Genomic DNA, 23057 nt, shown 5'->3' on the forward strand with positions numbered 1-23057 from the left:
TAGAGCGCGGACTGGCTGAGGCGCTCCTTGAACACGCCGCACGCGTGCAGCGCGTGGTCGGGGATGATGGCGTTGAACATGCCCATGCAGCCCTCGTCGAAAACGCCCAAGATCGCCTTCTCGCGCACGAGCTGCGCCGCGAGCTTCTCGCCGAGCTTCCGCGCCGTCGCGGGCACTTTCACATCATCGAGCGGGCGCGCATGCGACGTGTCATGCGCGATGCGCCCGGTCTTCAGCCACTGCCGCAGCTTCGTGCGGAAAAAGTCGTCCGTGAACTCCTCGCTCCACAGCGTCGAGTAGCGCACGCCGGCCTTCGTCAGCGAGCCATTGAGATTCAGCATCCCGACCAGCCCCGGCCACTGCCCGCTCCAATTCGCGACCGTGAGGATCGGCCCCCGATGCGTCGTCAGCCCCGCGAGCAGATGATGCGAATACTGCCACACCGCCTCCGCGACGATGAGTGGCGCATCCGGCGGAATGTCTCGAAACACCTCGATCCCCATCCGCTGCGAATCGATGAAGCCGTGCTGCTTCACCTTGTCGAACGGATGCGCCCGCCGCACGGCCCATCCCTCGGCTTTCAACGCGCGCGTCAGAATTTGCTCCATCGCCGCCTGCGCCGGCCAGCAGACCTGGTTCGCCGAGAGTCGAAGGTCGCCACTGGCGACGAGGTATGCGGTTTTCATCGTTTGGAAAAGTGATCAGCCATTTCCCGGCAGTCTGCACAGACCCGGGCCAGGATGGAAGAGTTCTCCTCGTTTCCACACGGAATTGTAACTCGCTTTCGGTCGGTCCGAGCTGTGGATAAGTCGCAGGATGACGTCCAAAAGATGACCGCCCATCCGCACCACTTGACCCTGTAATCCACACGCAATACGCTCGCGCACCAATGAAAACCGCCGCGAACAAATCGAATCGCAAGGCCGCCGACAAGGCCCGCCCGCGGATGACCCGTGAACTGGCGGAAGCGCGCGCTGTCGGCGGAGGGAAAGGCAAATTCGATGGCGTCGCCTTCCTGCGCACGCTGAAGAAATGACGGTCTATGCGGACACGTCGTGGTGGATCGCTTGCAAAATCACCGATGACGACAACCACGACGCAGCCGTCCGTGCGTTCGACCTCTTTCCTGACCTTCAGGTCGTCTGGACGCCGTGGCAGCGCGTCGAGGTGTTCAATTCATTGCGCCAGCTTGAGCGGGCGGCAGTCGTCATTCCAGGCAAAGCCCGCGAGTTGATCCGCCTCCTCGAACAGGAAGTCCGCCTCGGCTACTGGCCGCACGCTGAATTCGACTGGCGCGACGCCGTTCGCACCGCATCCGAACTCAGTGCCGAGCACGGCCTTTCCGTTCCCATCCGCGGGATGGACCTCTTCCATGTCGCCATCGCCATCGAAGTCGGAGCCGACGCCCTCCTGACCTTCGACGCGGACCAAAAGGAATTCGCCATAGCGGCAGGCGTCCGTGTCGTTGCGCTGGCCGCCCGGCGGAGCCGGTAAAGGAATCCCCTCGGGTGCATCTCCGGCGTCCTTGGCAGGCCGCGCCGGCTTCTCCTTCGTCGGCAACTCAAACCAGTCGCACAACGCGAGCGCCGCTTCGCCCCACCCCTCCTTGCGCGCGACGAAATCCGGAACGTTTCCGCCACCCTTGCAGGTGCCGAAACAATTCCAGCAGTTCTTTTCCAGCGAGACGCGAAACTGCGTCCGGCTCTCTCCCCCATGAAGCGGGCAAGGCCCGCTGAGGCTGTTCCCCGTGCGCTTGAACGATTCGGCAAAGCCGTAGTGTTCGAGCACTTGGAGCATGGAGACGGCAGCCTTCACTGCCTTGAAATCCACAGCCGAGCGGAGCGAGACGCTTCGCTGAAAGCGAACCCGCAGGGAGGGCACGGCGGTACCCGGCAAATCGGGACATGGCGTTTTCCTCCTGTGAAGGTTCGATGGTCGGCCAGGCGAAAGTGCCCGGCTGATTCCCATGAAGAATTGTAACCCGGATCGCGACTTTTGTTAATCGGTGCCGGAGCCGCCTTCGGTTCGCGCGGATGTGGATGTGGTGGAATCCAGCCTCATTGTCGCAAACGTCGGCGCTTCAATCCTGCACGTCAGAGTCAGCCCAATTTTCGCGCGTGCTTACCGGCAGACAATCGTTTGAAACTACCCGCGTATATGGCCCGCACCAAATCCATCGGCTCCAAAGACTCCACCGCCACCATCGGCTTCGAGGCGAAGCTCTGGCTCACCGCCGACAAGCTCCGCAACAACATGGACGCGGCGGAATACAAGCACGTCGTCCTCGGCCTCATCTTCCTCAAATACATCTCCGACACCTTCGAGGAACACCGCGCCAAACTCCTCGCCGGTGAGGGCGACTACGCCGGGGCCAATCCCGAAGACCCTGACGAATACAAAGCCGAGAACGTCTTTTGGGTGCCCGCCGATGCCCGCTGGTCCCACCTTCAGGCCAGCGCCAAACTTCCCACCATCGGCAAGACCGTGGACGACGCCATGGTCGCCATTGAGCGCGACAACCCGCGCCTCAAAGGCGTCCTCCCCAAGGACTACGCCCGCCCCGGCCTCGACACTGCCCGGCGCGACAGCGCCCTCTCCCCACGCGTAGCCACACCGCAGAGCCTGAGCGCAGCGAAGGATAACCAGCGCCTCGGCGAACTGATCGACATCATCGCCACGATCGAACTCACCGCCGCCATCGAAGGCGAGAAGACCCACCGCTCCGTCGATCTGTTCGACCAATCGCCTCAAGATATGGAATCATTATGAGCAAATCCGCAGACAGTTCTGGAGGTCCGGTCGCCATTCGGGGATTCATCGTTCAGACGTTGATCGCACTACTCGACATCGCGCAGAAGGAGCGGAACTTCATAGAGCTAAAGTTGGAACCGCTCGATGCCGAAGATCAGTTCGATTTTGTTTGGACAGACGGACAAGTTCAGGAAGCGGTTCAGGTAAAATCGACCAAGAACCGCTTCACTTGGTCCAATGTGCAAACTTGGGCAGAGTCGCTCGAAAAGGCTGCGACGACGCAAAAATGCCGCCTCATGCTGGTTGGGAACTGCAGCGAAAAGGTCCAGAAGCAACATGGTGCGGTAATCATCGAATCCCGGCCTTTGGATGAAAAGCAACTATACGAAGAGGCTTGTGGTCGTGTCACCTCATTCATTCATGCACATACCAAGCAGGATGCAGGCACCGAATATGTTGATTTCCTTGTCGAAGGATTGATTGCAAGGTTGCTGGACCACTCGATGACGCGAGAACCGTTTAGTCGGGAGGCCTTTATTGCCTACCTGACGCGCTGGGTGACCACTTCACCTCTGCCGAAACGCGAAATCAATATTGGGCAAATTGCCATACGCCCTACAAATGTTTTTATTGGACGTGAAGTCGAAACGAAGATCCTGACCGATGCATGGGAACATGCGGTTACCCGTGAGACAGGGAGGCCTCTTATAATTTCCTTTATTGCCTTTGGCGGTGAGGGGAAAACTTCTTTAGTAGCGAGGTGGCTAGCGAGTATGGCTGCTCAACACTGGCCGGGGTGTCAGTCTGCGTTTGCATGGTCATTCGCTAACCAAGGCGGGGCAGAATGGGGTGCCGCCTCATCGGATCTCTTTCTCGTCAAGGCACTTGAGTTCTTTGGGGACCCGGGCATGGCGAATAGCGCGGAGCACCCCAGTGCCAAGGGCGCACGTCTGGCAAAGCGAGTGGGAGATATGAGAGCCGTATTGATCTTGGATGGCATTGAGCCATTGCAGTATTCCTCTAGTTCGCCTGATCGGTCCATGGTCGGAACGCTCAAAGACCCAGGTATTCGTGCCGTTCTGACGGGATTAGCAAGTCGTAATCATGGACTCTGCGTGGTTACCTCCCGTTATCCCATCCGCGACCTCAATGACCATGTTCGACTCAATGCTCCTATGTATGAGCTAGAAAGCCTTGCGACTGAGGCAGGCGTAACTTTGCTGCAAAGTCTTGGCGTCCGAAAAGAAAGCGGCACTCGCGCGCAATTTGAAACACTGGTGATCGATGTGAAAGGACATGCTCTTACCTTGAACTTGCTGGGCACCTACCTACGCGACTTTCATGCTGGCGACATTCGGAAACGCGATCTCGTGAGATTGCGTGAAGCTGATGCCGCAGAACAAGGTGGCCACGCCTTCCGTGTGATCGAAGCCTACGAACGCGAGTTCGACCGCGAAGGAGCGAAAGGCTTGAGCGCGCTAGCGGTTCTCCGTTTGCTCGGCTTATTTAATCGACCAATTTCGTCGGACTGCCTCGACGTGCTGCTCCGAGCCCCCGCTATTCCCGGACTGACCGAGCCACTGGTCGAACTGACGGAACCACAGCGGAACTTTACCTTTACTCGGCTGGCAGATGCCAGACTTCTATCGGCAAATAGAGATGCATCTGGTGCACTCGACAGCATCGATTGCCATCCGTTGCTCCGTGAACACTTTTCCGAGCAATTGCGCACGAAATTCCAGGAAGCTTGGCGAATGGCCCACAAGCGACTCTATGAATACCTGTGTGCTGCGACTGATGAAGGTGACCAGCCCACACTAGAAGACCTCCAACCGCTATACCACGCTGTCGCACACGGATGTCATGCAGGGCTGCAGCAGGAAGTTTGTGACGAACTTTATCGTGATCGCATCCAACGAGTTTCAGAAGCCTATCCTCAGAATAGACTAGGAGCATTTGGCCCCGATCTAGAAGCCATTACCTGTTTCTTCGACTCACCATGGCACAAAATTTCGTCAAGATTGATCGCACCTGCTCAGGCTTATCTATGCAACGCAGCCGGTTACTGTCTGAGAGCTGTGGGACGGTTGAGCGAAGCAACCGATCCATATCGACTGGGGCAAAAACTCCGTCTTGAGGAAGAAAATTGGAAACAGGCATCCATTAACACGAAAAACCTGAGCGAGTTGGAATTGCTAAAAGGCAACATCAATGCCGCTCTGATAGAGGCCAATCGGGGAGTCGAACTGGCAAACTGCACCAGAGAACCTGAATTACTTAGCAAGGCAATCACTGCTTTGGCTGATGCCCAGAATCAGGCGGGCCAATTCTCACGCGCAGAGGAACATGTGCGCGTCGCGCAAAAACTTTGGCTTAAGGACAAACGCAAATTCCGACTTTTGCACAGTTTGAGTGGCTTCAGGTATTGTGACGTTGTGCTAGTTGCTGCTGAGCGTGCGGCAGGGAGTCGAAGTCTTCGACATGAATGTTTCACCCCTCACTTTGCACGCGAAGGTTCGCGCCACCGCAAATTGTGCCAAAAAGTTTCCAAGCGTGCGAAGCAGACTCTCAGTTGGGCTAAACGGACTAACATTGGCGATTTCAGTCAAGCGCTAGATCATCTCACTATTGGCCGCGCAGCCCTCTATATGGGGATTCTCGAACGGAGGCCGTTGGGACTGGGTGCCAGGTTATTGAGGTTTTTCTTCCGCTATGGTAAATCAGGTAGATCTACCAGTCTATCGATTGCCTACCAGGAACTCGAGGCTGCTGTGGAAAAGTTGCGCCGAGCAGATCAAAATTGCCTCCTTCCGCACGCGCTGCTCACTAGAGCTTGGTTGCGTTTTCTCACCGAGGCCCAAACCGGACCAGATAGCGCGGAGAGCGACCTCGATGAGGCAATGGACATCGCGGCGCGTGGTCCAATGAAGCTTATCATGGCCGATATTTACCTCTATCGAGCGCGACTCTTTTTCAGGAAAATAGTCTATCCGTGGAGGCTCGAATCGAACGGCAAGTCCCGTTGTCCGAAGGACGACCTCGACGCTGCCAAGAAGCTCATCAAAGAGTGCGGTTACCACCGCCGTGACGCTGAGCTTGCGGACGCCGAGAGAGTGATCCTCGCTGAATTGCAATCCCGCAAGACTTCTGAGAAATAGCACCTTCACCGCCAGTATTCCTGATTCCACACCATGAGCAAAAACATCATCATCTGCATCGACGGCACGAACAATGAGTTCCGTGAGGACAATACGAACGTGGTAAAGTTGTTTCAATGCCTGGATCTCAAGCCCGGCGTGCAAGATGCCTACTACACGACCGGTGTGGGAACATTCACGGCAACGCCGACATTGACGCGCCCGGCGCGAGTGTTCCAAAAGGTGATGGGGTTGGCCTTCGGTCTCGGCTTAACGCGGAGCATTCAGGAGTGCTATCAATTCCTGATGGACCACTATGAGGAAGGAGATCGGATCTTCCTCTTCGGGTTCAGCCGAGGTGCCTACGCTGCGAGGGCGTTGGCTGGTTTGATCCATCGCTGTGGTCTGCTGCGGCCTGAGCACTCGAACATGATTTCCTCAGCCATACACTTCTACAAGCATCGTGCGGCCAAGACTCTGGTTGATGAGTTCACCAAGACCTTCTCGCGTCCTTGCCCGATTCATTTTCTGGGCGTCTGGGACACGGTCAGTTCTGTGGGCTGGGTCTGGAATCCTGTCGTCCTTTCTTACACCCGAGAAAATCCATCCGTAATAACCGTGCGCCATGCTGTGGCGATTGATGAGCGACGTGCGTTCTTCCGCCAGAACCGATGGGAACGCAGCAACGACCAGGACGTTAAGGAAGTGTGGTTTGCAGGAGTACACAGCGACATCGGGGGCGGCTACGAAAAGGAGAAGAGTGGACTGGCTTTACTCCCTCTCGAGTGGATGCTTTTGGAGGCGCGAGACAAGGGTTTGACAATCGATTCAAATAAGGCTGCAAAGATCTTGTCGGTTCCATGTTCGGCTGATCCTAAAGCAGACATGCACAATTCGATGACGTCTGCGTGGCGCATTGCAGAGTTCTGGCCGAAATGGACTTATTATGCTGGTTTAAAACGTCATTTACCACGGCTGAATCTATTCAGCCGACGGTTCATTAACCCAGGTGTGACGGTGCATGAATCGGTCAAAGAACGGATGAAACAGGACTACGCACCGAAGAATCTGCCGACCGATCATGCCGTGGAGCCTTGGCGGCGGTGGGCTTGAGCACGGCATCCTTACTTCTCGCCAAAGCCTGCCAGGTAGGCTTTGACGATCTTGAGCATCTCCCTGGCCTTGTCGGGCTTGTTTCTCCACAACAGGACAAAAGCGTTCAGGCAGCTTGAGTAGGGCGTCGCGGGGGAACAAAGAATATCGATTTCTTTGTTCAAGTCAGCCTGCTCAGTGGGAACATTGGTGGCGGCGAGGAGCTTGAATTTGTCGCCCACCTGATCGAGAAGCAGCGCGCGCCCATACATGAGGTCATCCCGGATGCTAAGCCCAAAGAAGGCGATGGTGACTCTGGCGCGATCATGGTCGGGTTGTTGCGTGGCCCCGTTTGCGGGCACGGGCAGCAATCCCAAGAATGTAATGGTCTTTTCTGGGACCACATCAAAGTCCCCGATGGGATAGATCAGATAGGGCTGCTCCGATTTTGTGAGCGTGACGGGATTCTTACCTGCGGTAACGGGTTTTTTGATGGTTGGGAAATAGTTCGACTTCAGGGTGCTGTTGCAGGTCTTGCACGAGGACGCGTAGTTCAACTCGTGGTAGGCAAGGAAGGTGTAACCCTTGGCTGTGTGGGTGCTCTGAGGGAGGTCTGTGGGAAGCTTGAGTTTGTTTCGGAGTTTTTCAGTTGGCCAAGGGTCCACTCCGTTCTTGGGGCGGAAGTGTTCCACGTCTTGTTTGATGAGGTCGAAGTCAATCTGTTTGCCCAGAAGCGTCTCGCAGAACGCACACTTGCCGTGCTGCAACTTCATGTAAACAGGCTTGACGTCGCTCCACATGGACTTGTCAACTTTCTGCCCGTGTTTGAGCTTCTTGGTCTCTGCGGCTGCTTTGGTGAGCCATTTCGAATCGTGTGCCTTGATTTGGGCACGCAGCGCTTTCGGAGTAATCGGATAACCAATCATGACTAGGATGCAGTGGGGTTACTTCTTCTTTGTTGCCTGTTTCTTTGCTGCCGACCGCTTCGTGGCAGTGGCGGTCTTGTTGGTAGCACCTGCATGCTTTTGAGCCAGTTGTGAGGTAGGCGGTGTCGTTGCCAGCGCCTCAGTTCCCACCGTGAGGCTGCGCATGTATTCCATGGCGGCTTCAAGGGCCTGATCCTCTCCATCGCTTCCACTCAAGCTAACAGCCTTTTGAGTTTTAGATTCAATGTCCCTCAATTCCTCAACTTTGCGCTCAGAGCGGGTGGTCTGTAAACCGAAATATGGGCTCAGGAGAATCTGCTCGGCACTCAAGCCGCTGACTGCGTCAGGCGACTGCACCGGCCCCTTTTCACCAAGAACGTGGATGTTGCTCCACTCAACGCTGCCTACCACAATCGGGCTGTGAGTTGTGAAGATGAACTGAATGTTTGGGAAAGTCTTGGCCAGTGTCGGAATCACACGCCTTTGCCATTCGGGATGAAGATGCAGGTCAATTTCGTCAACTAAGACGATGCCGCAGTTTTCAACCAGTTTGGCACCTGACGGAGCTCCCATGCAGATGTGATAAAGCATGTCACCCACCCAGCCGATATAAGCCCGGTAGCCATCGGAGAGAGCACCGATGGGCAGCTTGATGCCTGCCTGGCTCACCTGATACTCGCCATCCTGAAATTCGCCCGTGAATTCGTAGTCGTCCCCAAGTGCCCTCGATATGAGATGCACCACTTGAGTCCAACGTCCCTTATTGCTATTAGCCAAGGCCGGGAGCCAAGATGCGAGTGGAATTAGGGGGTAAGCTTCATCAAATAAGCTCTGCACTCGCATGTATCGGATCAGATTCCGCTTCTCCATCTGTGAGGGATCAGTGTTCTGTGAGGTGACTCGTCGGGTCGCCCCGTAGCCGACCACCAAAAAGGCTGGGGATGCACGGTCATACATTGCTTTCCAGACGCCAGTATCGCTTGAGGTCGAAGCAATTGTGTCCGAAGTCGCCCTCCTCATGAAAGAGGCGTCGAGACCTCGTAGTTTGACTGTCGCAGTTTTTTTTGGCGTTTTGAGTTTCCCTTTAGAAGTTGGGGGCGGAAAATCCTGAGGCGAAAGCAAAACATCCGCATCAACCCTTGAGCGTTGCCGTTGACTGCTTTTGCCTGCAATTCGCCGAACGATCGAATAGGGATGGTAGCCTGAATCTCTGAGGACGGGAGCGATCAGGGCAAGCGCGGCAGCCTTCAAGACGGTGGTCTTGCCGGATCCATTGATCCCCAAAACAAGATTAACATTTCCCAGCGAGCGCGTTCCGTCTGGGTCAAGGCCTGGCAACGGCGATTCTCCAACCTTTGCTTGGCGCTCAGGGTATTGAAAGAAGAGTTCCGCAGCTTCAATGCACCGGATGTTTTTGATGCTAAGTTTGTGAAGATACATGGTCGATTTCTTTGCTGGGGTTCGAGATTGGCAAATTGCGGCTTGGACGCTCAACCTTTTCTAGATTCAGTTTCTCTGAGAATACTTTGGCGGGGGGGGGGTGCAACGGAAAAACCCGTTTGAAACCCAGCGGCGCAAGCTGCGGTACCGGCTGACACTCTCGAACCAGTCAACTGGCCGGCCCTCGCGCAATGGTGCCCGTATTTGCCTCGCACGCTCCGGCGTGCTCGGCTTCGCGACAAGCCCGGCGGTCTGGTGGTGGATTACCTCGGACTTGCCGATCAGCTCAAGAAGGCGCTGATCACCTACACCGAGAGCGGTGGCCAAGGCAACCCGACCTTCGACACCGCGCAAGCCATCGCCGTGATGCTAGAGAAGCACGGCATCGCCTGCGATATGATGCACGGTTTCAAGTGGGACAAGTGGACGACCGGCAAACCCGCCGAACGCCTCGCGCTCATCCCCGCCGGACAGGAGCACATCCTCGAACAGGATTATGATGGTAGGGCGGCTGGTCCTCCAGCCGCCGTTCGGGGACGGCGCTTGGAGGACCAAGCGCCCTACCCAACCGTGCGCCAGCGCTTCACGAAGATCGTGACGCAACTCTCGCGGGTCTTTTGATGAGCGCCCCCGTCCCTCGCGATAGCCGGGGGTGGTGGCGAAGTGGTGGCGTGCTTCGGCAGGCGGCGGCGAAGTCCAGATTCACCGTTCCCAGCGAAATTTCCTGTCGGCCTCGGTGATCGGCTGGTCGTTGATGCTGGCGTAGCGCTTCGCCATGTAGCCTTGCTCGTCAAACTCCCAGTTCTCGTTGCCGTGGCTGCGCCACCATTGGCCGTCGGCGTCGTGCCACTCGTATTCGAAGCGCACGGCGATGCGGTTGCCGGTGAAGGCCCAGAGCGTTTTATTTAAGCGATAGTCGTGCTCCTTCGCCCACTTGCGTTTCAGAAACTCGACGACTTCGGCGCGGCCGTGGAGAAAGACATCGCGATTGCGCCACTCGGTTTCGGGCGTGTAGGCGAGCGAGACGCGCTCGGGGTCGCGGCTGTTCCAGGCGTCCTCGGCCATCTGGACTTTTTGCCGGGCGGTTTCTTCGGTGAAGGGCGGGAGCGGCGGACGTGGGTTCATGGGGTTCGGAGTTTGAGTTGGGATTCGAGTTCGGCGATGCGCGTCTGGAGCGGGGCGACGGCGGCTTCCAGCTCGGCGGCGGTGAAGCGCGGGGTGATGAACTTGGGGCAGTTCCAGTCGTAGGACAGAACGCCGATGACAATGATGCGCTCGACCTTTGCGGCATGGCCGCCGGGAGGTGCGATCTTCGCGACGAGATCGGGATGCTCGCGTGCGTCCAGCACTTTGGCGTGACCGAGAATTTTCAATCGCTCTCGCGCCGGGTAATCCATGAGGAAGAGGTTCACGCGATCATTCACTGCGAGGCTGCCGACGCTGATCATCTGCCGGTTGCCACCGTGATCGGCGAACATGAGTTCGTTCGGCCCGGTGACGCGAAGGAAGCCCTGCGCGCCGCCGCGATGCTGGAGGTAAGGCCAGCCATTCTCGGTGATGGTCGCCATGTAAAATGAGTCGCGCTGCGCGATGAACTCCGCCTCGCCAGCGGTGAAGGCATCGCGCTCCGGCACGGCGTCGAGCGCCGGGTAAGTGCGCCCATAATAGTGACGCTCTGCCGCAAGCACGGCGGGCGTGAGAACAGTGTGCATGAAGCGGTCGGCCATGATCGTGATGGAGTGGAGGCCAGATTTCAGGCGATGCCGCCAAAGCTGACGTAGTCGTCGAGATCGAGGTAATCGAAGGTGCCGCGCAGATCTTCGCGCGCCGGATTGAGGCGCTTGATCTGATCGGTGAACCACTCGCGCATCTCGAGGTCGTGGAAGGCAACGGTTTCCGTCCAATTGGACCACTGCTCGATTTCCAGTGTCGTGTGTTTGAGCGGGGCGTACTCATTCACCCAGAGCAGCATGTCCCAGTCTCCGGAACCCGTATTCACCTGCGCCAGCAGCGCGTCCGGAGTGATGCCGGTGAAGCGGAAGAAGTGGCCGTCGTTTGGGTTGTTGTATTTGTATTCGCCAGCGGTGCCTGCAATGACCGCGCGCGCTTTGTCGAGCAGACGCGGCAGGATGGTGTAGCCGCCGAGGCGGACGCGCGGGCTGCGGGGCGGACGTTGGGTGAGGTTCGGTGCGTTCATAGGCCGTCATTCTGCGCGATGAGATGCCCGGCGGGTAATGCCGGTTCGACGTTGCGGCTATGCCGGATGCACATACCATCGGCGTCATGATTGACCGCATCCGCGCCCTGCTCACCGTGATCGATGAAGGCAGCGTCAACCGCGCCGCTGTGCGGCTGCGCATCAGCCAGCCAGCCCTCAGCCGGCAGATGCAGTCTTTGGAAAACGAGATCGGCGGCAAACTGCTGGAGCGTGAGACCAGCGGCGTGAAGCCTACCAGTCTCGGTCACGCGCTCGTGAAATCCATGCGCCCTCTGGTCGCGGATTACGAAGCCTCCATGGCCGAACTGCGCCGTCAGGCACGCGGCGAGCGCGCGGAGCTGCGCGTGGGCTATCTCATCTCCACTGCGCAATCCGTGCTCACGCCCGCGCTCGCACGACTGCGCAAATCTCATCCCGAAGTGAAACTCAAACTGCACGACCTCTCGCCACGCGAGCAGATCGACAGGCTGCGCGCTGGCGAGCTGGATGTCGCACTCATTGGCCAGGAAGGCGCGCTTGCTGCGCGTGAGTTTTACAGCGCCAGGCTCGGTTCGCTCAGCGTGTGCGTCGCTGTCGCGGACGGCGACAATCTGGCGGCGCAAAAGAAAATCGCGCTCAAGGAGTTGAAAGGCCGCAGCTTCATCGGCATCGACGAAGAGCAGATGCCTGGGCGCAATCAATGGATGTCGGCGCTATGCAAAACCGCAGGCTTCAAGCCGCGCTTCGCCGTCATCATGGATGGTATCACCAACGTGCTCTCGCTCGTCGCATCGGAAAATGCCGTGACGCTGCTGCCCGCGTATTTTCAGGAGTTCAAGCATCCTGGCATCGTGTTCGTGCCGATCTCAGACCCGCGTGCGAAGTGGGATTTCATCGTGCTCTGGCAACGCGGCAAAGTGCCCGCCAGCACTCACGCTCTGGTGCACGAGATCAAAGAATCCGCCGCTCGTTTTGCCTGAGCCACACAACGCTCACTGCAACCCCGCGCCTTTGCCCTGTGCGCCGCGAGCGATGAAGCGACGGCGATCCGCGATGACGTGACTTTGTTGACTCACCCGCCGCCTCCCGGCGGGTTCGCCCTGCGGGCTGCTTTCAGCAGTCTGTCTCGCCTCCCGCCAGTCGGCTCGGCTCCAAGCCCTGCAAGCCGCGCTGAACAAGCAGAGCAGCAGCAACCGCAAGACGCCCGAGCAGATCGACGCCGCCATCCGCCAGCTCGTTAGCAAGGCCATCACCACCGAAGGCCAGGTGATCGACGTCTTCACCGCCGCCGGACTTGAGCGCCAACGGCGCGGCACATGCCAGCCCAGGGCAACGCCCTGGGTATGCGTTCCCATTGGATCAAGCCCTGTAGGGGCGACATAACCGTTGTATCGCCCCTACAGGGCTTGATCTGTTTTGGGCCATGAAACCCAGGGCGTTGCCCTGGGCTGGAATATCGCGCCCCTTTGGGGCTAAGGGCGACATCAGCACGATGCAGGTCATCGAAGAGCTGATCAAACTCGCCAAGGACCTCGACGCCGCCACCAAGCGCGGTGAGGACATGGGCCTGACGGATGACGAAGTTGCCTTCTACGACGCCCTCGCCACGAACGACAGCGCCGTGCAGGTGATGGGCGACGACAAACTCAAACTGATCGCAGCGGAGTTGATCACCCAGGTGAAAAAGAGCGTGACCATCGACTGGACGCTGCGGGAAAGCGCGCGGGAGCGGATCAAGGTGATGGTGAAACGCATCCTGAACAAACACGGCTATTGGCTTCCTCGCTGCCGCCGCTCGGTCGGGCTTCGCCCAATGCTGCGCATTGCCTGTCTCAGTCGCCCAGCTCCTTCGGCTCGCCGGACTTGCAGGAGGAAGCGGTGAAGACCGTGCTGGAACAGGCGGAGCTGCTGTGCGCGGAGTGGGTTTGAGGGGGATAGGAAAGGGACGGAGGCGATTTTTACAGCGTTGGCTTGGCAGGCCTTTGAAGTGCCCGAATCGAGATGAACCCAACCGGCCAGGAAGTGGAGCATCGAACGTTGAACATCGAACGTTGAACGTTGAACATCGAACGTTGAACACTGAACATCGAACGTTGAACACTGAGTTCGACGACCTGCTCGATGCCAAGGTGCGGGAGTTCAACCCGCGCTATGCCGAGGCCGCGGGCGCGAGCACCGGCCATTGGCAGCGCTTGCCGTCCAGCCTCGCGGGTAATCGGGGCTTCCCTTTTATTTCCAACACGTTAAACTGACCCCATGAGCAAGACCGTCATCCAAGCTGAGCTGTCGCCAGAACTCGTGAGTCTGGCGCGGAGCTTTGTCAGCCAATCCGGGCAGACCGATCTGAATGGGCTACTGGAAGAGGCGCTGCAAGACTTCTTCAAACATCATGCCTCAGAGATGCCTGATGGGAAGGCGCAGGCGGATCGCTATGAGGTCTTCCTGGCGCTGGCTGCGCAGGCGGAGGCTTGCGAAAAGCCGGGATGGGATGGCTACGGCGCGGAGCCGGTGACGCTGGATGCCTATCGCGTTGCGTATCGCCTGGTGGAACATCTGCCTGCGGACATCCCGATGCCGAGCGTGGGCGCGGAGCCGGACGGACATCTGACGCTGGAGTGGTATCAGTCGCCCAGCCGGGTGTTGTCGGTCAGTGTGGGGCCGGCGGGTGAGCTGAACTACGCGGCCCTGCTGGGTGAGACGAGTCGGCGGACGGGAAGTGAAGTCTTCCAAAACCGCGTGCCCGGAGATTTGCTGCAACTCATCCACCAGGTCTTGGCGGCATGATTCCTGACATAGGCGAAAGGCCCATGACGGCGGACGAGTGGCTGGCCCGCTACATCCTGCGTCGTGAGCATGTGCGAGCGGACGGGACGCTGAAGCCTGATCCGTTCATGCCCTACAAGTGGGTGGAACTATCTGTGACTCGGCATCTGGGATTGGAGGAATCGGAGATCTGGCAGGCAGGGCAGACCGTGGCCGATGAGACGGGAACCACCCTGCAAGGACGAGCCGATGCACTGGCGCAGGTGTATGCGAAGCACCGCCTGCGCGTGCTGCCCAAGCCGCTGCCGAACAACCTGAATCATGCGGACGTGGTGGACTGGCCCGCCGACAAGCCAGCGCAAAAGGAGATCGCTCTCATGATTGCCCGCGAGGCGAGTTACCAGCCCAAACCCGTGGAATGAGCAAGCCCGGCGAACACAAAACCGTCCAACCTCCTTCGCCCTCCGGGCTACGGCGGTCAGGAGCCCGGATCCTCGCCTACGCCGAGGCCATCCACCTTCGCCAACCTCCTTCGCCGAGGCTAGGGCGGTCGAGAGGCTACGGCGGACAGGTCGGTTGGACGATTGTGTCCCGCGAGGAAGCCGAGCGGCGGCGCGGCGTGGAAAGGACGAAGGATGAAACCGGAAGAATGAAGGGCGGGTCGCTCTTCTTCGACGAGCTACTCGAGCTACTCGATGCCAAGGTGCGGGAGTTCAACCCGCGCTATGCCGAGGCCGAGGGCGCGTTGCTCGGGCAGTTCCGCCATCTCCACACCGACATCTACGGCAACCGGGAATTCGTCGAGCACCTGCGCAACCGGGGCAAATTCTTCGACCACGAGGAGAAGCGCGAGCGCGACCTGATCCTGATCGATTACGGCGACCCGTCGCGGAACGTTTACGGGAAACGGTGTCAGGCTGCAACTGGCTGACAAACTGAATCGCGAAGAACGCAAGCAGCTGGGTTGAGCCTTGAAAGCATGGCAGCGTGGCCTGAGATCAGCCGCAGCGGCCTGTCATCCCTGCGGCGGCCAGCAGGAAGCATCAGGGTTCCATCGGGAGCCGTGCGACCCTGAAGGGTGCCCGCACCGTGGTTCGGCTGCACTGGCGGGCGCAGTGCCGTAGGAAACACCAGCCTGACGACTACTCACGGCTATTCCGATGCACGGGGGACGACAGTCCCGTGAATGAAGGCATTTTCCACAATGCGCGGCGCGGAGTCAAGCGCACCAGCCGCAGTGACGGCATCATTTCGTCATCTCACACAATTTCCCAGCCTTTACGGTATTCCCGCCGCACCATTTTGTCAGCGGCGGCATGGTTCGGAATCTTGAGGGCGGGCGCATCCCAGATGAGGTTTTCATTCGGGAAGTCGCTGGCGAGGCAGCCGAGCAGCACGGCTTCGGTGAGCGGTCCGGCGTAGTCGAAGTTGGCGGAGGGTTTCTGACTGCCGCCTTTGAGGCAGCAGTCGATGAAGTCGCCCCAGTGGTCGCGCTTCTCGATCTTCGGGTATTTGTAGCCGGTGAACTTGTCACGCGGGTAAAGCATCGGCGTGGAGCCATGCGGATGCAGCAGGACGCCCTCGGTGCCGAGATAAATCGTGCCTTGGCCGGGGAATTTGGCGGCGTCACCGATCAGGGCCATGACTTCGGCTGGCGGACGGGCGTCGCCGTCGGTCCAGGTGACCTTGATGCTTTCGCCTGTGGTGAACTTGGTGCCCAAGAAGGTGTATTCGACGACGGCGTTGATGTTCCAGTTATCCTTGTTCGGCGCAGGACCGCGTGAGATGACGGAGGTCGGCGCAGCGAGGTCGAGGGAGCGGAACCAGCCGCTGAACATGTGGCAGCCCATGTCGCCGAGCGTGCCGGTGCCGAAGTCGCGACGCTTGCGCCAGTTGCCGGGATGATCGTAGCCCTGGATGTAGCTGCGTTCACTGGCGACACCGAGCCATTTGTTCCAATCGAAGCCTTCGGGAATCGGATCGTTCTTCACCGGACGCGCGTCCACGTCACCCCATTTCTTGTTCGAGAAAGTGTGGGCTTCCTTCACCTTGCCGATGGCCCCCATCTGGATGAGTTCGACAGCGAGGCGTTCGGAGGAGTCGGAGGAAACCTGGATGCCCATCTGCGTCATCACACCCTTTTCACGCGCACGCTCCACCATCTGGCGGCACTCCCACAGGTTGTGCGCCAGCGGCTTCTGCCCATAGACATGCTTGCCCTTCGCGATGGCGGCGAGACCGATGCTGCCGTGCATGTGATCCGGCGTGGAAACGTTCACGCTGTCGATGTTGTTCGCTTCCTTCTCCAGCAGTTCACGCCAGTCCTGATACACCTTGATGTTCGGCCACTTTTCCTGCGCCTTCTTGAAGTTGCGCGTATCGACATCGCACACCGCCGCCAGCTCCCACATCGGGTGATTCGACATCGCACTCATGTCACTCATGCTCATGCCCGCAGCACCAAAGGCCGCATGACGCAGCTTGCCATTCGGTGAGGCGGCACGCATGCCGGTGGTGACCCAAGGAGCAGCAAAGAGTGTGGCGGTGGACTGGCGGATGAAATGACGGCGTGATTGCATGTGTGGTGGCGTGGTTGAGCGCGAAAATACGTTGCGCATGCCGTGCATCTTCCGTTTTCTCTACGTCAACGCATGAACGACCTCCACGACCGCCTGCAAGCCATCCGCGACCGCATCACCACCGCCGCCAGCAAGGCCGGACGTGATCCCGTGAGTGTGGAGTTGCTCGCGGTCTCGAAAACCTTTCCCGTCGAGTCGATTCGCGAAGCCGTCGATGCCGGACAGCTCATCTTTGGCGAAAGCAAGGCGCAGGAACTCCTCGCCAAAGTCCCGCAACTGCCCGCCTGTCTGCAATGGCATCTCATCGGCCATCTCCAGTCAAACAAGGTGCGCAAAATCCTGCCGCTGGTGAAGTTCATCCACAGCATCGACTCCCTCGCCCTCGCGCGTGATGTCGATCGCATCGCCGCTGAACTTGGCCTGTATCCCAAGGTCTTCATTGAGGTCAACGTGGCCGCCGAAAGCACCAAGCACGGCTTCAACGCCGCAACCCTGCGTTCCAGCCTCGAAGCCCTGTATGCGCTGCGCCGCCTCGAAATCCAGGGCCTCATGTGCATCCCGCCCTTCGACCCCGATCCCACGAAAAGCCGGCCCTACTTCATCCAACTCCGCGAACTTCGCGATGACCTCGAAAAACTCGGCGGCGCACCGCTCCCGCTCCTCAGCATGGGCATGAGCCATGATTTCGAGATCGCCATCGAAGAAGGCGCGACCATCGTCCGCGTCGGCAGCGCGATCTTTGGCGAGCGTGCAGCGCTCTGTTGAATCATCACGCAGACTGTTAACTTCTCTCCGCTTTGTGCTTGGCAAAGATCGCGAGGCAGCGATCTCGCTCGGTGTGGTGATCGACCATGGGTGGTGGATAGTCTTTCGCGAGACGCAGCCCTAGCTTCGGCGGCTCATGCAGCAGCGGAGCAGGCACGTCTTTGAGTTCGGGCACCCATTGTTTGATGTAAACGCCGTCGGGATCAAAGCGGGCGCTTTGCAGCCAGGGGTTTTGGATGCGGAAGTAGGGAGCGGCATCGGCACCGGTGCCGGCGGACCATTGCCAGCCGCCGTTGTTGCTGGCGTTTTCGCCGTCTGCGAGCTGCTGCATGAAGAAGGCCTCGCCCATGCGCCAGTCGCAGTGCAGATCCTTGGTGAGGAACATGGCGGTGATCATGCGCAGGCGGTTGTGCATGAGGCCAGTCTGCAAAAGCTGGCGCATGCCGGCATCGACGATGGGAAAGCCGGTGGTGCCAGTGGCCCAGCGCAGGAAGTCGGCGTCGCTGCCAGGCCAGGGCATGCCGCGCCAGTCGGGATTGAACTCCTCGTCAAAGACGTTCGGGTAAAACCACAGGATGGCGAAGTAGAACTCCCGCCATGCGAGTTCTTTGAGGTACGGAGTCCCGACTTCAGCCGGCAAGGCCCTCGCGCACTGCTGATACAACTCCCGAATGCTGATCAACCCATGACGCAGATCCTGGCTCAGCACCGAAGTCGTCTGCCCGGCGGGAATGTTCCGTTCCTGGCCGTAGCGATGCAGGATGCCGCTGTCGATGAAGCGCTGCATGCGATCCCGTGCCGCACGTTCTCCAGACGCAGGAATCTGTGCGGTGGAGGCGGGGAGTTGCCAATGCGCGAGCGTGGGCAGCGGCAGGCTCTTCACTTTTTCATCAGCCTTCGGTCCCAAGGTGGTGACGCGGCCCTGTGGGGCGATTTTGTCGAGTGCGAGCCAGTTCTTCGAGTACGGCGTGAAGACGCGGTAAGGCTGCGCATTGAGCGTGAGGACTGCGTCAGGCTCATGCAACACGCTGTCTTGATACGAGTGGCATTCGATGCCGAGCTGAGTGCAGGCCGCGCGCACCTTTGGCTCCATGGCACGGCCATAGGGATCGTAGTCGCGATTGAAATAGACCGCGCTGGCCTGGGTCTCGCGCACGAGGCGCTCGATCTCGGCATCAGCACGGCCACAGCGGATGATCAAGCGGCTGCCGAGGGTTTCGAGGTTCTTGGCGAGGGATGCGAGGCTGCCGCAGAGAAATTGCTGGCGATTCGGCCCGGTCCAGTCGTGCCGCTCTTTCCAATCGCTGAGGATATAGACCGGAATGACCTGCTCGGCGGTCTTGGCGGCGGCTTGGAGCGCGGTGTTGTCGGTGAGGCGGAGATCGCGGCGGAACCAGTGAAGAACGGTGCGGGGCATGAAAAATCAGGGCAGGGGACAAGATACGGGCGGCATCCGACAAAAGGTGAGGTTAAAGTCTGTGGTATTGACCATGCGGTTCGTGATGAATATTTCATTGCACCGCCGTTACTAGAAGTGCCATATCCCAAAAACCAACCCTGATTCCCACCCATGTCTTCGTCCGTGCGTGATATTGATGAACCGAAGTCCTACACTGCCGCCTGGATCGCCAGCCTGCTGCTCCTTGTGGCCTTTGTGCTCGGCCTGCTGATCTTCCCGCCGTTGTATGACGCACCCAAGCACGAACCGTCGAGTTTCGTCCTGTTCATCGGCCGGTTTCATCCAATCCTGCTGCATCTGCCGGTCGGAGCGCTGGGCCTGCTGTGTTTGTTTGAACTGATCTGCTCCACCCGTCGCGGTGAGCAGAAATTCGGCGATGCGTCTTTGCTGATGCTGGTGGTCGGCTCCGCCGGTGCCGTGCTGGCGGTGATGGCGGGCATCATGCTCTCGCGTGAAGGCGGCTATGTGGGTGGTAATTTCACGCTGCATCAGACGATGGGCATCCTCGGCACGGCGGGTGTGCTGATCGCGCTGATGGTACGTCTCACGGCAATGGGCCGTGGCAGCATGGAGCTGCTGAATGCCTACCGTGCGCTCTACTTCATCAGCTTTGGCATCATGGGCCTCGGTGCTCACTTCGGTGGCAACATGAGTCATGGGAACAAATTCCTCACCGAGCATGCACCCCCATTCATCAAGAACCAGATGGTCGGCATGGAGAAGCTACTGCTGGGCCTCGTCGAGAAGCCCGCACCAGCGCCCGAACTCGAGATCAAACCCGAGCCGAAGACAGAACCCAAGGTGGAACCGAAGGATGAGCCGAAAACCGTAGTGCAGGTCGCACCTGTTCCCACGCCGCCGACCACCGCTGGTCCTGCTCCCGCAGGTGATGACAAGCTCGTCTTCCAGCACATCATCCTCCCCATTCTCGAAGCCAAGTGCAACAAGTGCCACAACGAGGAAAAATCGAAGGGCGATCTGCGGATGGACACCTATGAAATGGCAATGAAAGGCGGTGAGGGCGGCAAGAACTTCGTCGTCGGCAAGCCCGAGGAGAGCCTGAGCATCACGCGGATCACGCTGCCCGACAGCGATGACGATCACATGCCACCGGAAGGCAAAGACCAGCTCACGCCGGAGGAAATCGAAATCCTCAAGTGGTGGGTGCAGCAGGGAGCCAGCAACACGCAGAAAGTGGGCGGCGCCAAGTTTCCCGCCGAACTTCAGGCGACAGTTGATGGAATTCTGAAAGGCTAGGCCCTCTTCAGCCTTTCTTTGCTATCTCTGTTCTTCGCAACGCTCCCTTTATTCATGAAATCCACCCACCTCCTCCTCGCCCTGGCACTCGCCTTCACCGCGCATGCCGCCGATGACAAAGCCGCCGCCGATCCTGCCGTCACTGCCGCGATGCAGAAGGTGAACGCCACCGGCGCTTCGCTCATGCCCATCGCCGCCGATGCGAAGGCGTTCCGCTTCACGGCGCTGAATGTTGCCAAAGAATTCGCCGACGCTGGTCTCGAACCACTTGCGCCGATCGCCGACAAGATCGCCTCGCTCGACATTGCGCGCAGCAAGGTCACCGATGGCGGCCTCAAAGCCGTCGCGGCGATGAAGCACCTCAAGGAATTGCACCTTGAAGGCACCGCCATCGGCGATGCGGGTCTCGATCACCTCAAGGGACTCGCCGAACTCGAATACCTCAACCTCTACAACACCAAGGTCACCGATGCGGGTGTCGCCAAACTCGCCGGACTCAGCAAACTCAAGGCGGTCTATCTCTGGCAGTCCGGCGTCACGAAGGCGGGCGTCGCCGCGTTGAAGGCCAAGCTGCCGAACGCACACATCAACACCGGCTGGACCGCTGAAGATGACGCCAAGCCCGTCGCGGTGGTGGCTGCCGCACCCGCTGCTGCTCCGGCGAAACCTGCCGCAACTCCAGCACCTGCCGCTGCCGCTGCCAAACCGGCGGCAACGCCTCCTCCCGCCGCCGCACCTGCGGCAGGTGGCAAGCTTGATCCTGCCATCGCGGCGAAGGCGGTCATTTATAAAGACATCGTCGCCTCGATCATGAGCGCGAAATGCATCGCCTGCCACGGCACCGAGAAAAAGAAGGGCAAGCTGCAGCTCCACGACTTCGCTGCGATCATGAAAGGCGGCGGTGACGGCGCGAACACCGTCATTGCAGGCAAGGCGGCGGACAGCCTCATGCTCACCCGCATCAATCTGCCCGATGATGACGACGAGCACATGCCACCGAGCGATGAAAAACAGGTCACGAAAGAAGAACTCGCCATCTTGAAGTGGTGGATCGAAACCGGTGCCTCCGAAACCGCCACCGTGGCCTCTGTGAAAGCGCCTGCCGATGTCGAAGCCGCGCTCGCGGTGTTGCTCGCCAAAGGTTTGCCCAAAGCTGACGCCGCTGTTGCCAAAGCCGCCAAGCCGAAGGCCAAACCGCTCACCGATGCCGAAAAGAAGCAGGTCGCCGAGATCAGCGCGAAGATGCAGGCCCTTAACGCCTCGCTCATGCCGCTCGCACAGGACACCGAGCAGCTCCGCCTCGGTGTCATCAATGCTGCTGATAAATTTGGCGACAAAGAACTCGCGCTGCTGGCTCCCATCGCCGCTCAAATCGTCTGGGTCGATCTCGCCCGCAGCCAGATCACCGATGCTGGCGCCGACACGCTCGCGAAGATGACGAATCTTGAGCGTCTGCACCTCGAAAACAGCAAGATCACCGACGCAGGCATTGCCAAGCTCGGTGCGCTGCCAAATCTCGAATACCTCAACCTCTACGGCACCAAGACGACGGATGGCGGCATCGCCAAACTCGCCACGGCCAAGGCCTTGAAAAAACTGTTCGTCTGGCAGACCGGCGTCACGCAAAACGGCGCCAAGGCCCTCGAAGCGCAGCTTCCCGGCCTCAAAGTGAACGTCGGCCTCACCGAAGCCGAAATCGCCAAGCTCACCGCTCCGCCTCCTGCACCACCCGCACCGCCGCCTGCTCCCGCAAAGGCCGCCGACCCGAAAAAAGCCGATCCCAAAGCCGCCGCAGCTCCCGCAAAGCCTGCTGCCGCTGGCAGTGACGTCATCAAGACGGCCATGAAGACCTACCACAAGCCGGAGGACGCTCTTTGCAAAAAAGTGAGCGGCGGCACTGCCACGGACGCCGAACTCGCAACGCTGCTCAAGGCTTACCAGGACATGTGCGCCGCCACGCCACCGAAAGGCGACAAAGCTGCTTGGGTCACCAAATGCCAGGCTCTCATCGGCTCCGTGAAGAAGATCCAGGCCAAGGACGCGACTGGCGTCGCTGCTTTTAAGGCCGCCGTGAACTGCAAAGCCTGTCACACCGATCACAAGGGTTCGTGACGGGAAATCCGAATGACGAATGCAGAATGACGAATGAGGCGGTGCTGCCGCCCCATTGCTGCGTTCTCGCACGTCCCGGTTTCGTCATTCGTCATTCTGCATTCGTCATTCCCACGGTTGCTGCTAAACATCCCGCCCTTCCATGCGTTCCACTTCGATGAAACTCCCCCTCTCATGCTGCGCCGTCATCGGCCTTCTCACCTCCTGCCACCGCTTGGAGGAACGTGAGGCCATCACCGAGACGCGTGAGATTTCCAGCTACGCCGGTAAACAGCATGTCGATATTCCCAGTTCCACCCGCTTCTTCGATGATGCCAAAGAGAAGGAACAAGCACGTCCCAATTTTCGCGAACTGCTCACCTGGACGATTCCTGAAGGCTGGAGCGAGTTCGCAACACCAGACCCCAGCGGCATGCGTATTCTCGATCTCCGCTTTGGCCCCAATCAAGAAGGCGAGTGCTACATCTCCCTCATGCCAGGCCCCGCCGGTGGTCTTGAGGCCAATGTGAACCGCTGGCGCACACAGATGGGCCAGACACCCTATACCGCCGATGAAATCGCCAAACTCGCGAAGAAACC

19 protein-coding genes and 6 pseudogenes are annotated in these 23057 nt (G+C 59.1%); 16 read left to right on the forward strand and 9 right to left on the reverse strand.

The genetic code is table 11. The features are described 5' to 3' along the window. A pseudogene (locus tag ACKVY0_RS05005) lies at nucleotides 1-686 on the reverse strand (fucose isomerase); the annotation flags it as partial. A gap of 203 nt (nucleotides 687-889) precedes the next feature. On the opposite strand from ACKVY0_RS05005, the gene ACKVY0_RS05010 reads away from it, so the two are divergent. Together ACKVY0_RS05010 and ACKVY0_RS05015 are read left to right on the forward strand one after the other, a co-directional pair. After that, nucleotides 890-1036, forward strand: a complete 147-nt coding sequence (locus ACKVY0_RS05010; RefSeq protein ID WP_409213694.1) for a hypothetical protein — start codon at nucleotides 890-892, stop codon at nucleotides 1034-1036. After that, nucleotides 1033-1494, forward strand: coding sequence for a type II toxin-antitoxin system VapC family toxin (locus tag ACKVY0_RS05015; RefSeq protein WP_409213712.1), 462 nt, complete (start codon nucleotides 1033-1035; stop codon nucleotides 1492-1494). Before ACKVY0_RS05010 ends, ACKVY0_RS05015 begins: the two co-directional genes overlap by 4 nt. 75 nt (nucleotides 1495-1569) lie before the next feature. Here ACKVY0_RS05015 and ACKVY0_RS05020 read toward each other — a convergent pair. Continuing rightward, nucleotides 1570-1968 (reverse strand): annotated as a pseudogene (locus ACKVY0_RS05020) (CHC2 zinc finger domain-containing protein); the annotation flags it as partial. A 189-nt stretch (nucleotides 1969-2157) separates the two neighbouring features. Between ACKVY0_RS05020 and ACKVY0_RS05025 the strand changes: the two are divergent. From ACKVY0_RS05025 to ACKVY0_RS05035, 3 genes and pseudogenes are all read left to right on the forward strand, one after another. Next, nucleotides 2158-2733, forward strand: a pseudogene (locus ACKVY0_RS05025) (type I restriction-modification system subunit M N-terminal domain-containing protein); the annotation flags it as partial. A 32-nt stretch (nucleotides 2734-2765) separates the two neighbouring features. Beyond that, nucleotides 2766-5909, forward strand: a complete 3144-nt coding sequence (locus tag ACKVY0_RS05030) for a hypothetical protein (RefSeq protein WP_409213695.1) — start codon at nucleotides 2766-2768, stop codon at nucleotides 5907-5909. Nucleotides 5910-5942: 33 nt separating this feature from the next. Then, nucleotides 5943-7001 (forward strand): DUF2235 domain-containing protein, encoded by a 1059-nt coding sequence (locus ACKVY0_RS05035; RefSeq protein ID WP_409213696.1) that lies wholly within the window; start codon nucleotides 5943-5945, stop codon nucleotides 6999-7001. Nucleotides 7002-7012: 11 nt separating this feature from the next. Here the strand turns inward: ACKVY0_RS05035 and ACKVY0_RS05040 are convergent, their stop codons facing one another. Next, nucleotides 7013-7906, reverse strand: a complete 894-nt coding sequence (locus tag ACKVY0_RS05040; protein WP_409213697.1) for a hypothetical protein — start codon at nucleotides 7904-7906, stop codon at nucleotides 7013-7015. An 18-nt stretch (nucleotides 7907-7924) separates the two neighbouring features. Further along, nucleotides 7925-9346, reverse strand: a complete 1422-nt coding sequence (locus tag ACKVY0_RS05045; protein ID WP_409213698.1) for an AAA family ATPase — start codon at nucleotides 9344-9346, stop codon at nucleotides 7925-7927. A gap of 234 nt (nucleotides 9347-9580) precedes the next feature. Here ACKVY0_RS05045 and ACKVY0_RS05050 point away from each other — a divergent pair. After that, nucleotides 9581-9964: pseudogene (locus ACKVY0_RS05050) on the forward strand (type I restriction enzyme endonuclease domain-containing protein); the annotation flags it as partial. An 84-nt stretch (nucleotides 9965-10048) separates the two neighbouring features. Here ACKVY0_RS05050 and ACKVY0_RS05055 read toward each other — a convergent pair. The 3 genes from ACKVY0_RS05055 to ACKVY0_RS05065 are packed head-to-tail and all read right to left on the reverse strand — an operon-like array spanning nucleotide 10049 to nucleotide 11543. Further along, on the reverse strand, nucleotides 10049-10471 hold the full coding sequence (locus tag ACKVY0_RS05055; RefSeq protein WP_409213699.1) for a DUF1348 family protein: 423 nt from the start codon (nucleotides 10469-10471) through the stop codon (nucleotides 10049-10051). Further along, a complete protein-coding gene (locus ACKVY0_RS05060; protein WP_409213700.1) occupies nucleotides 10468-11073 on the reverse strand; it encodes a pyridoxamine 5'-phosphate oxidase family protein in 606 nt (201 codons plus the stop codon). The genes ACKVY0_RS05055 and ACKVY0_RS05060 overlap by 4 nt, the downstream gene beginning before the upstream one ends. A gap of 26 nt (nucleotides 11074-11099) precedes the next feature. Beyond that, the gene (locus ACKVY0_RS05065) at nucleotides 11100-11543 is read right to left on the reverse strand and encodes a DUF5069 domain-containing protein (protein ID WP_409213701.1); all 444 of its coding nucleotides are present in this window, start codon (nucleotides 11541-11543) and stop codon (nucleotides 11100-11102) included. An 86-nt stretch (nucleotides 11544-11629) separates the two neighbouring features. Here ACKVY0_RS05065 and ACKVY0_RS05070 point away from each other — a divergent pair, with 86 nt between their 5' ends. From ACKVY0_RS05070 to ACKVY0_RS05095, 6 genes and pseudogenes are all read left to right on the forward strand, one after another. After that, nucleotides 11630-12523, forward strand: a complete 894-nt coding sequence (locus ACKVY0_RS05070) for a LysR family transcriptional regulator (RefSeq protein WP_409213702.1) — start codon at nucleotides 11630-11632, stop codon at nucleotides 12521-12523. A gap of 24 nt (nucleotides 12524-12547) precedes the next feature. Further along, nucleotides 12548-13472: pseudogene (locus tag ACKVY0_RS05075) on the forward strand (DUF3387 domain-containing protein); the annotation flags it as partial. A 164-nt stretch (nucleotides 13473-13636) separates the two neighbouring features. Continuing rightward, nucleotides 13637-13795, forward strand: a complete 159-nt coding sequence (locus ACKVY0_RS05080) for a hypothetical protein (RefSeq protein ID WP_409213703.1) — start codon at nucleotides 13637-13639, stop codon at nucleotides 13793-13795. Between the two features lie 4 nt (nucleotides 13796-13799). Further along, nucleotides 13800-14327 (forward strand): hypothetical protein, encoded by a 528-nt coding sequence (locus ACKVY0_RS05085; protein WP_409213704.1) that lies wholly within the window; start codon nucleotides 13800-13802, stop codon nucleotides 14325-14327. Beyond that, nucleotides 14324-14728 carry a hypothetical protein gene (locus ACKVY0_RS05090; protein WP_409213705.1) on the forward strand — a complete coding sequence of 135 codons (405 nt, stop codon included), beginning with the start codon at nucleotides 14324-14326 and terminating at the stop codon, nucleotides 14726-14728. The genes ACKVY0_RS05085 and ACKVY0_RS05090 overlap by 4 nt, the downstream gene beginning before the upstream one ends. A gap of 164 nt (nucleotides 14729-14892) precedes the next feature. Further along, the gene (locus tag ACKVY0_RS05095; RefSeq protein WP_409213706.1) at nucleotides 14893-15237 is read left to right on the forward strand and encodes a hypothetical protein; all 345 of its coding nucleotides are present in this window, start codon (nucleotides 14893-14895) and stop codon (nucleotides 15235-15237) included. Between the two features lie 328 nt (nucleotides 15238-15565). Here the strand turns inward: ACKVY0_RS05095 and ACKVY0_RS05100 are convergent, their stop codons facing one another. Next, nucleotides 15566-16885: a Gfo/Idh/MocA family protein gene (locus tag ACKVY0_RS05100; RefSeq protein ID WP_409213707.1), complete on the reverse strand. Its 1320-nt coding sequence runs from the start codon at nucleotides 16883-16885 to the stop codon at nucleotides 15566-15568. A gap of 72 nt (nucleotides 16886-16957) precedes the next feature. Between ACKVY0_RS05100 and ACKVY0_RS05105 the strand changes: the two genes are divergently transcribed. Next, nucleotides 16958-17650 (forward strand): YggS family pyridoxal phosphate-dependent enzyme, encoded by a 693-nt coding sequence (locus ACKVY0_RS05105; RefSeq protein ID WP_409213708.1) that lies wholly within the window; start codon nucleotides 16958-16960, stop codon nucleotides 17648-17650. A 16-nt stretch (nucleotides 17651-17666) separates the two neighbouring features. On the opposite strand, the gene ACKVY0_RS05110 is transcribed toward ACKVY0_RS05105, so the two are convergent. After that, the gene (locus ACKVY0_RS05110; RefSeq protein WP_409213709.1) at nucleotides 17667-19067 is read right to left on the reverse strand and encodes a cryptochrome/photolyase family protein; all 1401 of its coding nucleotides are present in this window, start codon (nucleotides 19065-19067) and stop codon (nucleotides 17667-17669) included. A gap of 153 nt (nucleotides 19068-19220) precedes the next feature. On the opposite strand from ACKVY0_RS05110, the gene ACKVY0_RS05115 reads away from it, so the two are divergent. From ACKVY0_RS05115 to ACKVY0_RS05125, 3 genes and pseudogenes are all read left to right on the forward strand, one after another. After that, nucleotides 19221-20366, forward strand: coding sequence for a c-type cytochrome domain-containing protein (locus ACKVY0_RS05115; protein WP_409213710.1), 1146 nt, complete (start codon nucleotides 19221-19223; stop codon nucleotides 20364-20366). A gap of 54 nt (nucleotides 20367-20420) precedes the next feature. Beyond that, nucleotides 20421-22478, forward strand: coding sequence for a c-type cytochrome domain-containing protein (locus tag ACKVY0_RS05120; protein WP_409213711.1), 2058 nt, complete (start codon nucleotides 20421-20423; stop codon nucleotides 22476-22478). A 157-nt stretch (nucleotides 22479-22635) separates the two neighbouring features. Further along, a pseudogene (locus ACKVY0_RS05125) lies at nucleotides 22636-23057 on the forward strand (hypothetical protein); the annotation flags it as partial.

Source organism: Prosthecobacter sp. (genome assembly GCF_046154365.1).
Taxonomy (GTDB): domain Bacteria; phylum Verrucomicrobiota; class Verrucomicrobiia; order Verrucomicrobiales; family Verrucomicrobiaceae; genus Prosthecobacter.

Coding starts and splice junctions, on each gene's coding strand:
- ACKVY0_RS05115 (WP_409213710.1), top strand. CDS start 19,221: ATGTCTTCGTCCGTGCGTGATATTGATGAACCGAAGTCCTACACTGCC.
- ACKVY0_RS05110 (WP_409213709.1), bottom strand. CDS start 19,067: ATGCCCCGCACCGTTCTTCACTGGTTCCGCCGCGATCTCCGCCTCACC.
- ACKVY0_RS05010 (WP_409213694.1), top strand. CDS start 890: ATGAAAACCGCCGCGAACAAATCGAATCGCAAGGCCGCCGACAAGGCC.
- ACKVY0_RS05045 (WP_409213698.1), bottom strand. CDS start 9,346: ATGTATCTTCACAAACTTAGCATCAAAAACATCCGGTGCATTGAAGCT.
- ACKVY0_RS05090 (WP_409213705.1), top strand. CDS start 14,324: ATGATTCCTGACATAGGCGAAAGGCCCATGACGGCGGACGAGTGGCTG.
- ACKVY0_RS05055 (WP_409213699.1), bottom strand. CDS start 10,471: ATGAACCCACGTCCGCCGCTCCCGCCCTTCACCGAAGAAACCGCCCGG.
- ACKVY0_RS05100 (WP_409213707.1), bottom strand. CDS start 16,885: ATGCAATCACGCCGTCATTTCATCCGCCAGTCCACCGCCACACTCTTT.
- ACKVY0_RS05120 (WP_409213711.1), top strand. CDS start 20,421: ATGAAATCCACCCACCTCCTCCTCGCCCTGGCACTCGCCTTCACCGCG.
- ACKVY0_RS05085 (WP_409213704.1), top strand. CDS start 13,800: ATGAGCAAGACCGTCATCCAAGCTGAGCTGTCGCCAGAACTCGTGAGT.
- ACKVY0_RS05030 (WP_409213695.1), top strand. CDS start 2,766: ATGAGCAAATCCGCAGACAGTTCTGGAGGTCCGGTCGCCATTCGGGGA.
- ACKVY0_RS05060 (WP_409213700.1), bottom strand. CDS start 11,073: ATGGCCGACCGCTTCATGCACACTGTTCTCACGCCCGCCGTGCTTGCG.
- ACKVY0_RS05015 (WP_409213712.1), top strand. CDS start 1,033: ATGACGGTCTATGCGGACACGTCGTGGTGGATCGCTTGCAAAATCACC.
- ACKVY0_RS05065 (WP_409213701.1), bottom strand. CDS start 11,543: ATGAACGCACCGAACCTCACCCAACGTCCGCCCCGCAGCCCGCGCGTC.
- ACKVY0_RS05035 (WP_409213696.1), top strand. CDS start 5,943: ATGAGCAAAAACATCATCATCTGCATCGACGGCACGAACAATGAGTTC.
- ACKVY0_RS05105 (WP_409213708.1), top strand. CDS start 16,958: ATGAACGACCTCCACGACCGCCTGCAAGCCATCCGCGACCGCATCACC.
- ACKVY0_RS05070 (WP_409213702.1), top strand. CDS start 11,630: ATGATTGACCGCATCCGCGCCCTGCTCACCGTGATCGATGAAGGCAGC.
- ACKVY0_RS05040 (WP_409213697.1), bottom strand. CDS start 7,906: ATGATTGGTTATCCGATTACTCCGAAAGCGCTGCGTGCCCAAATCAAG.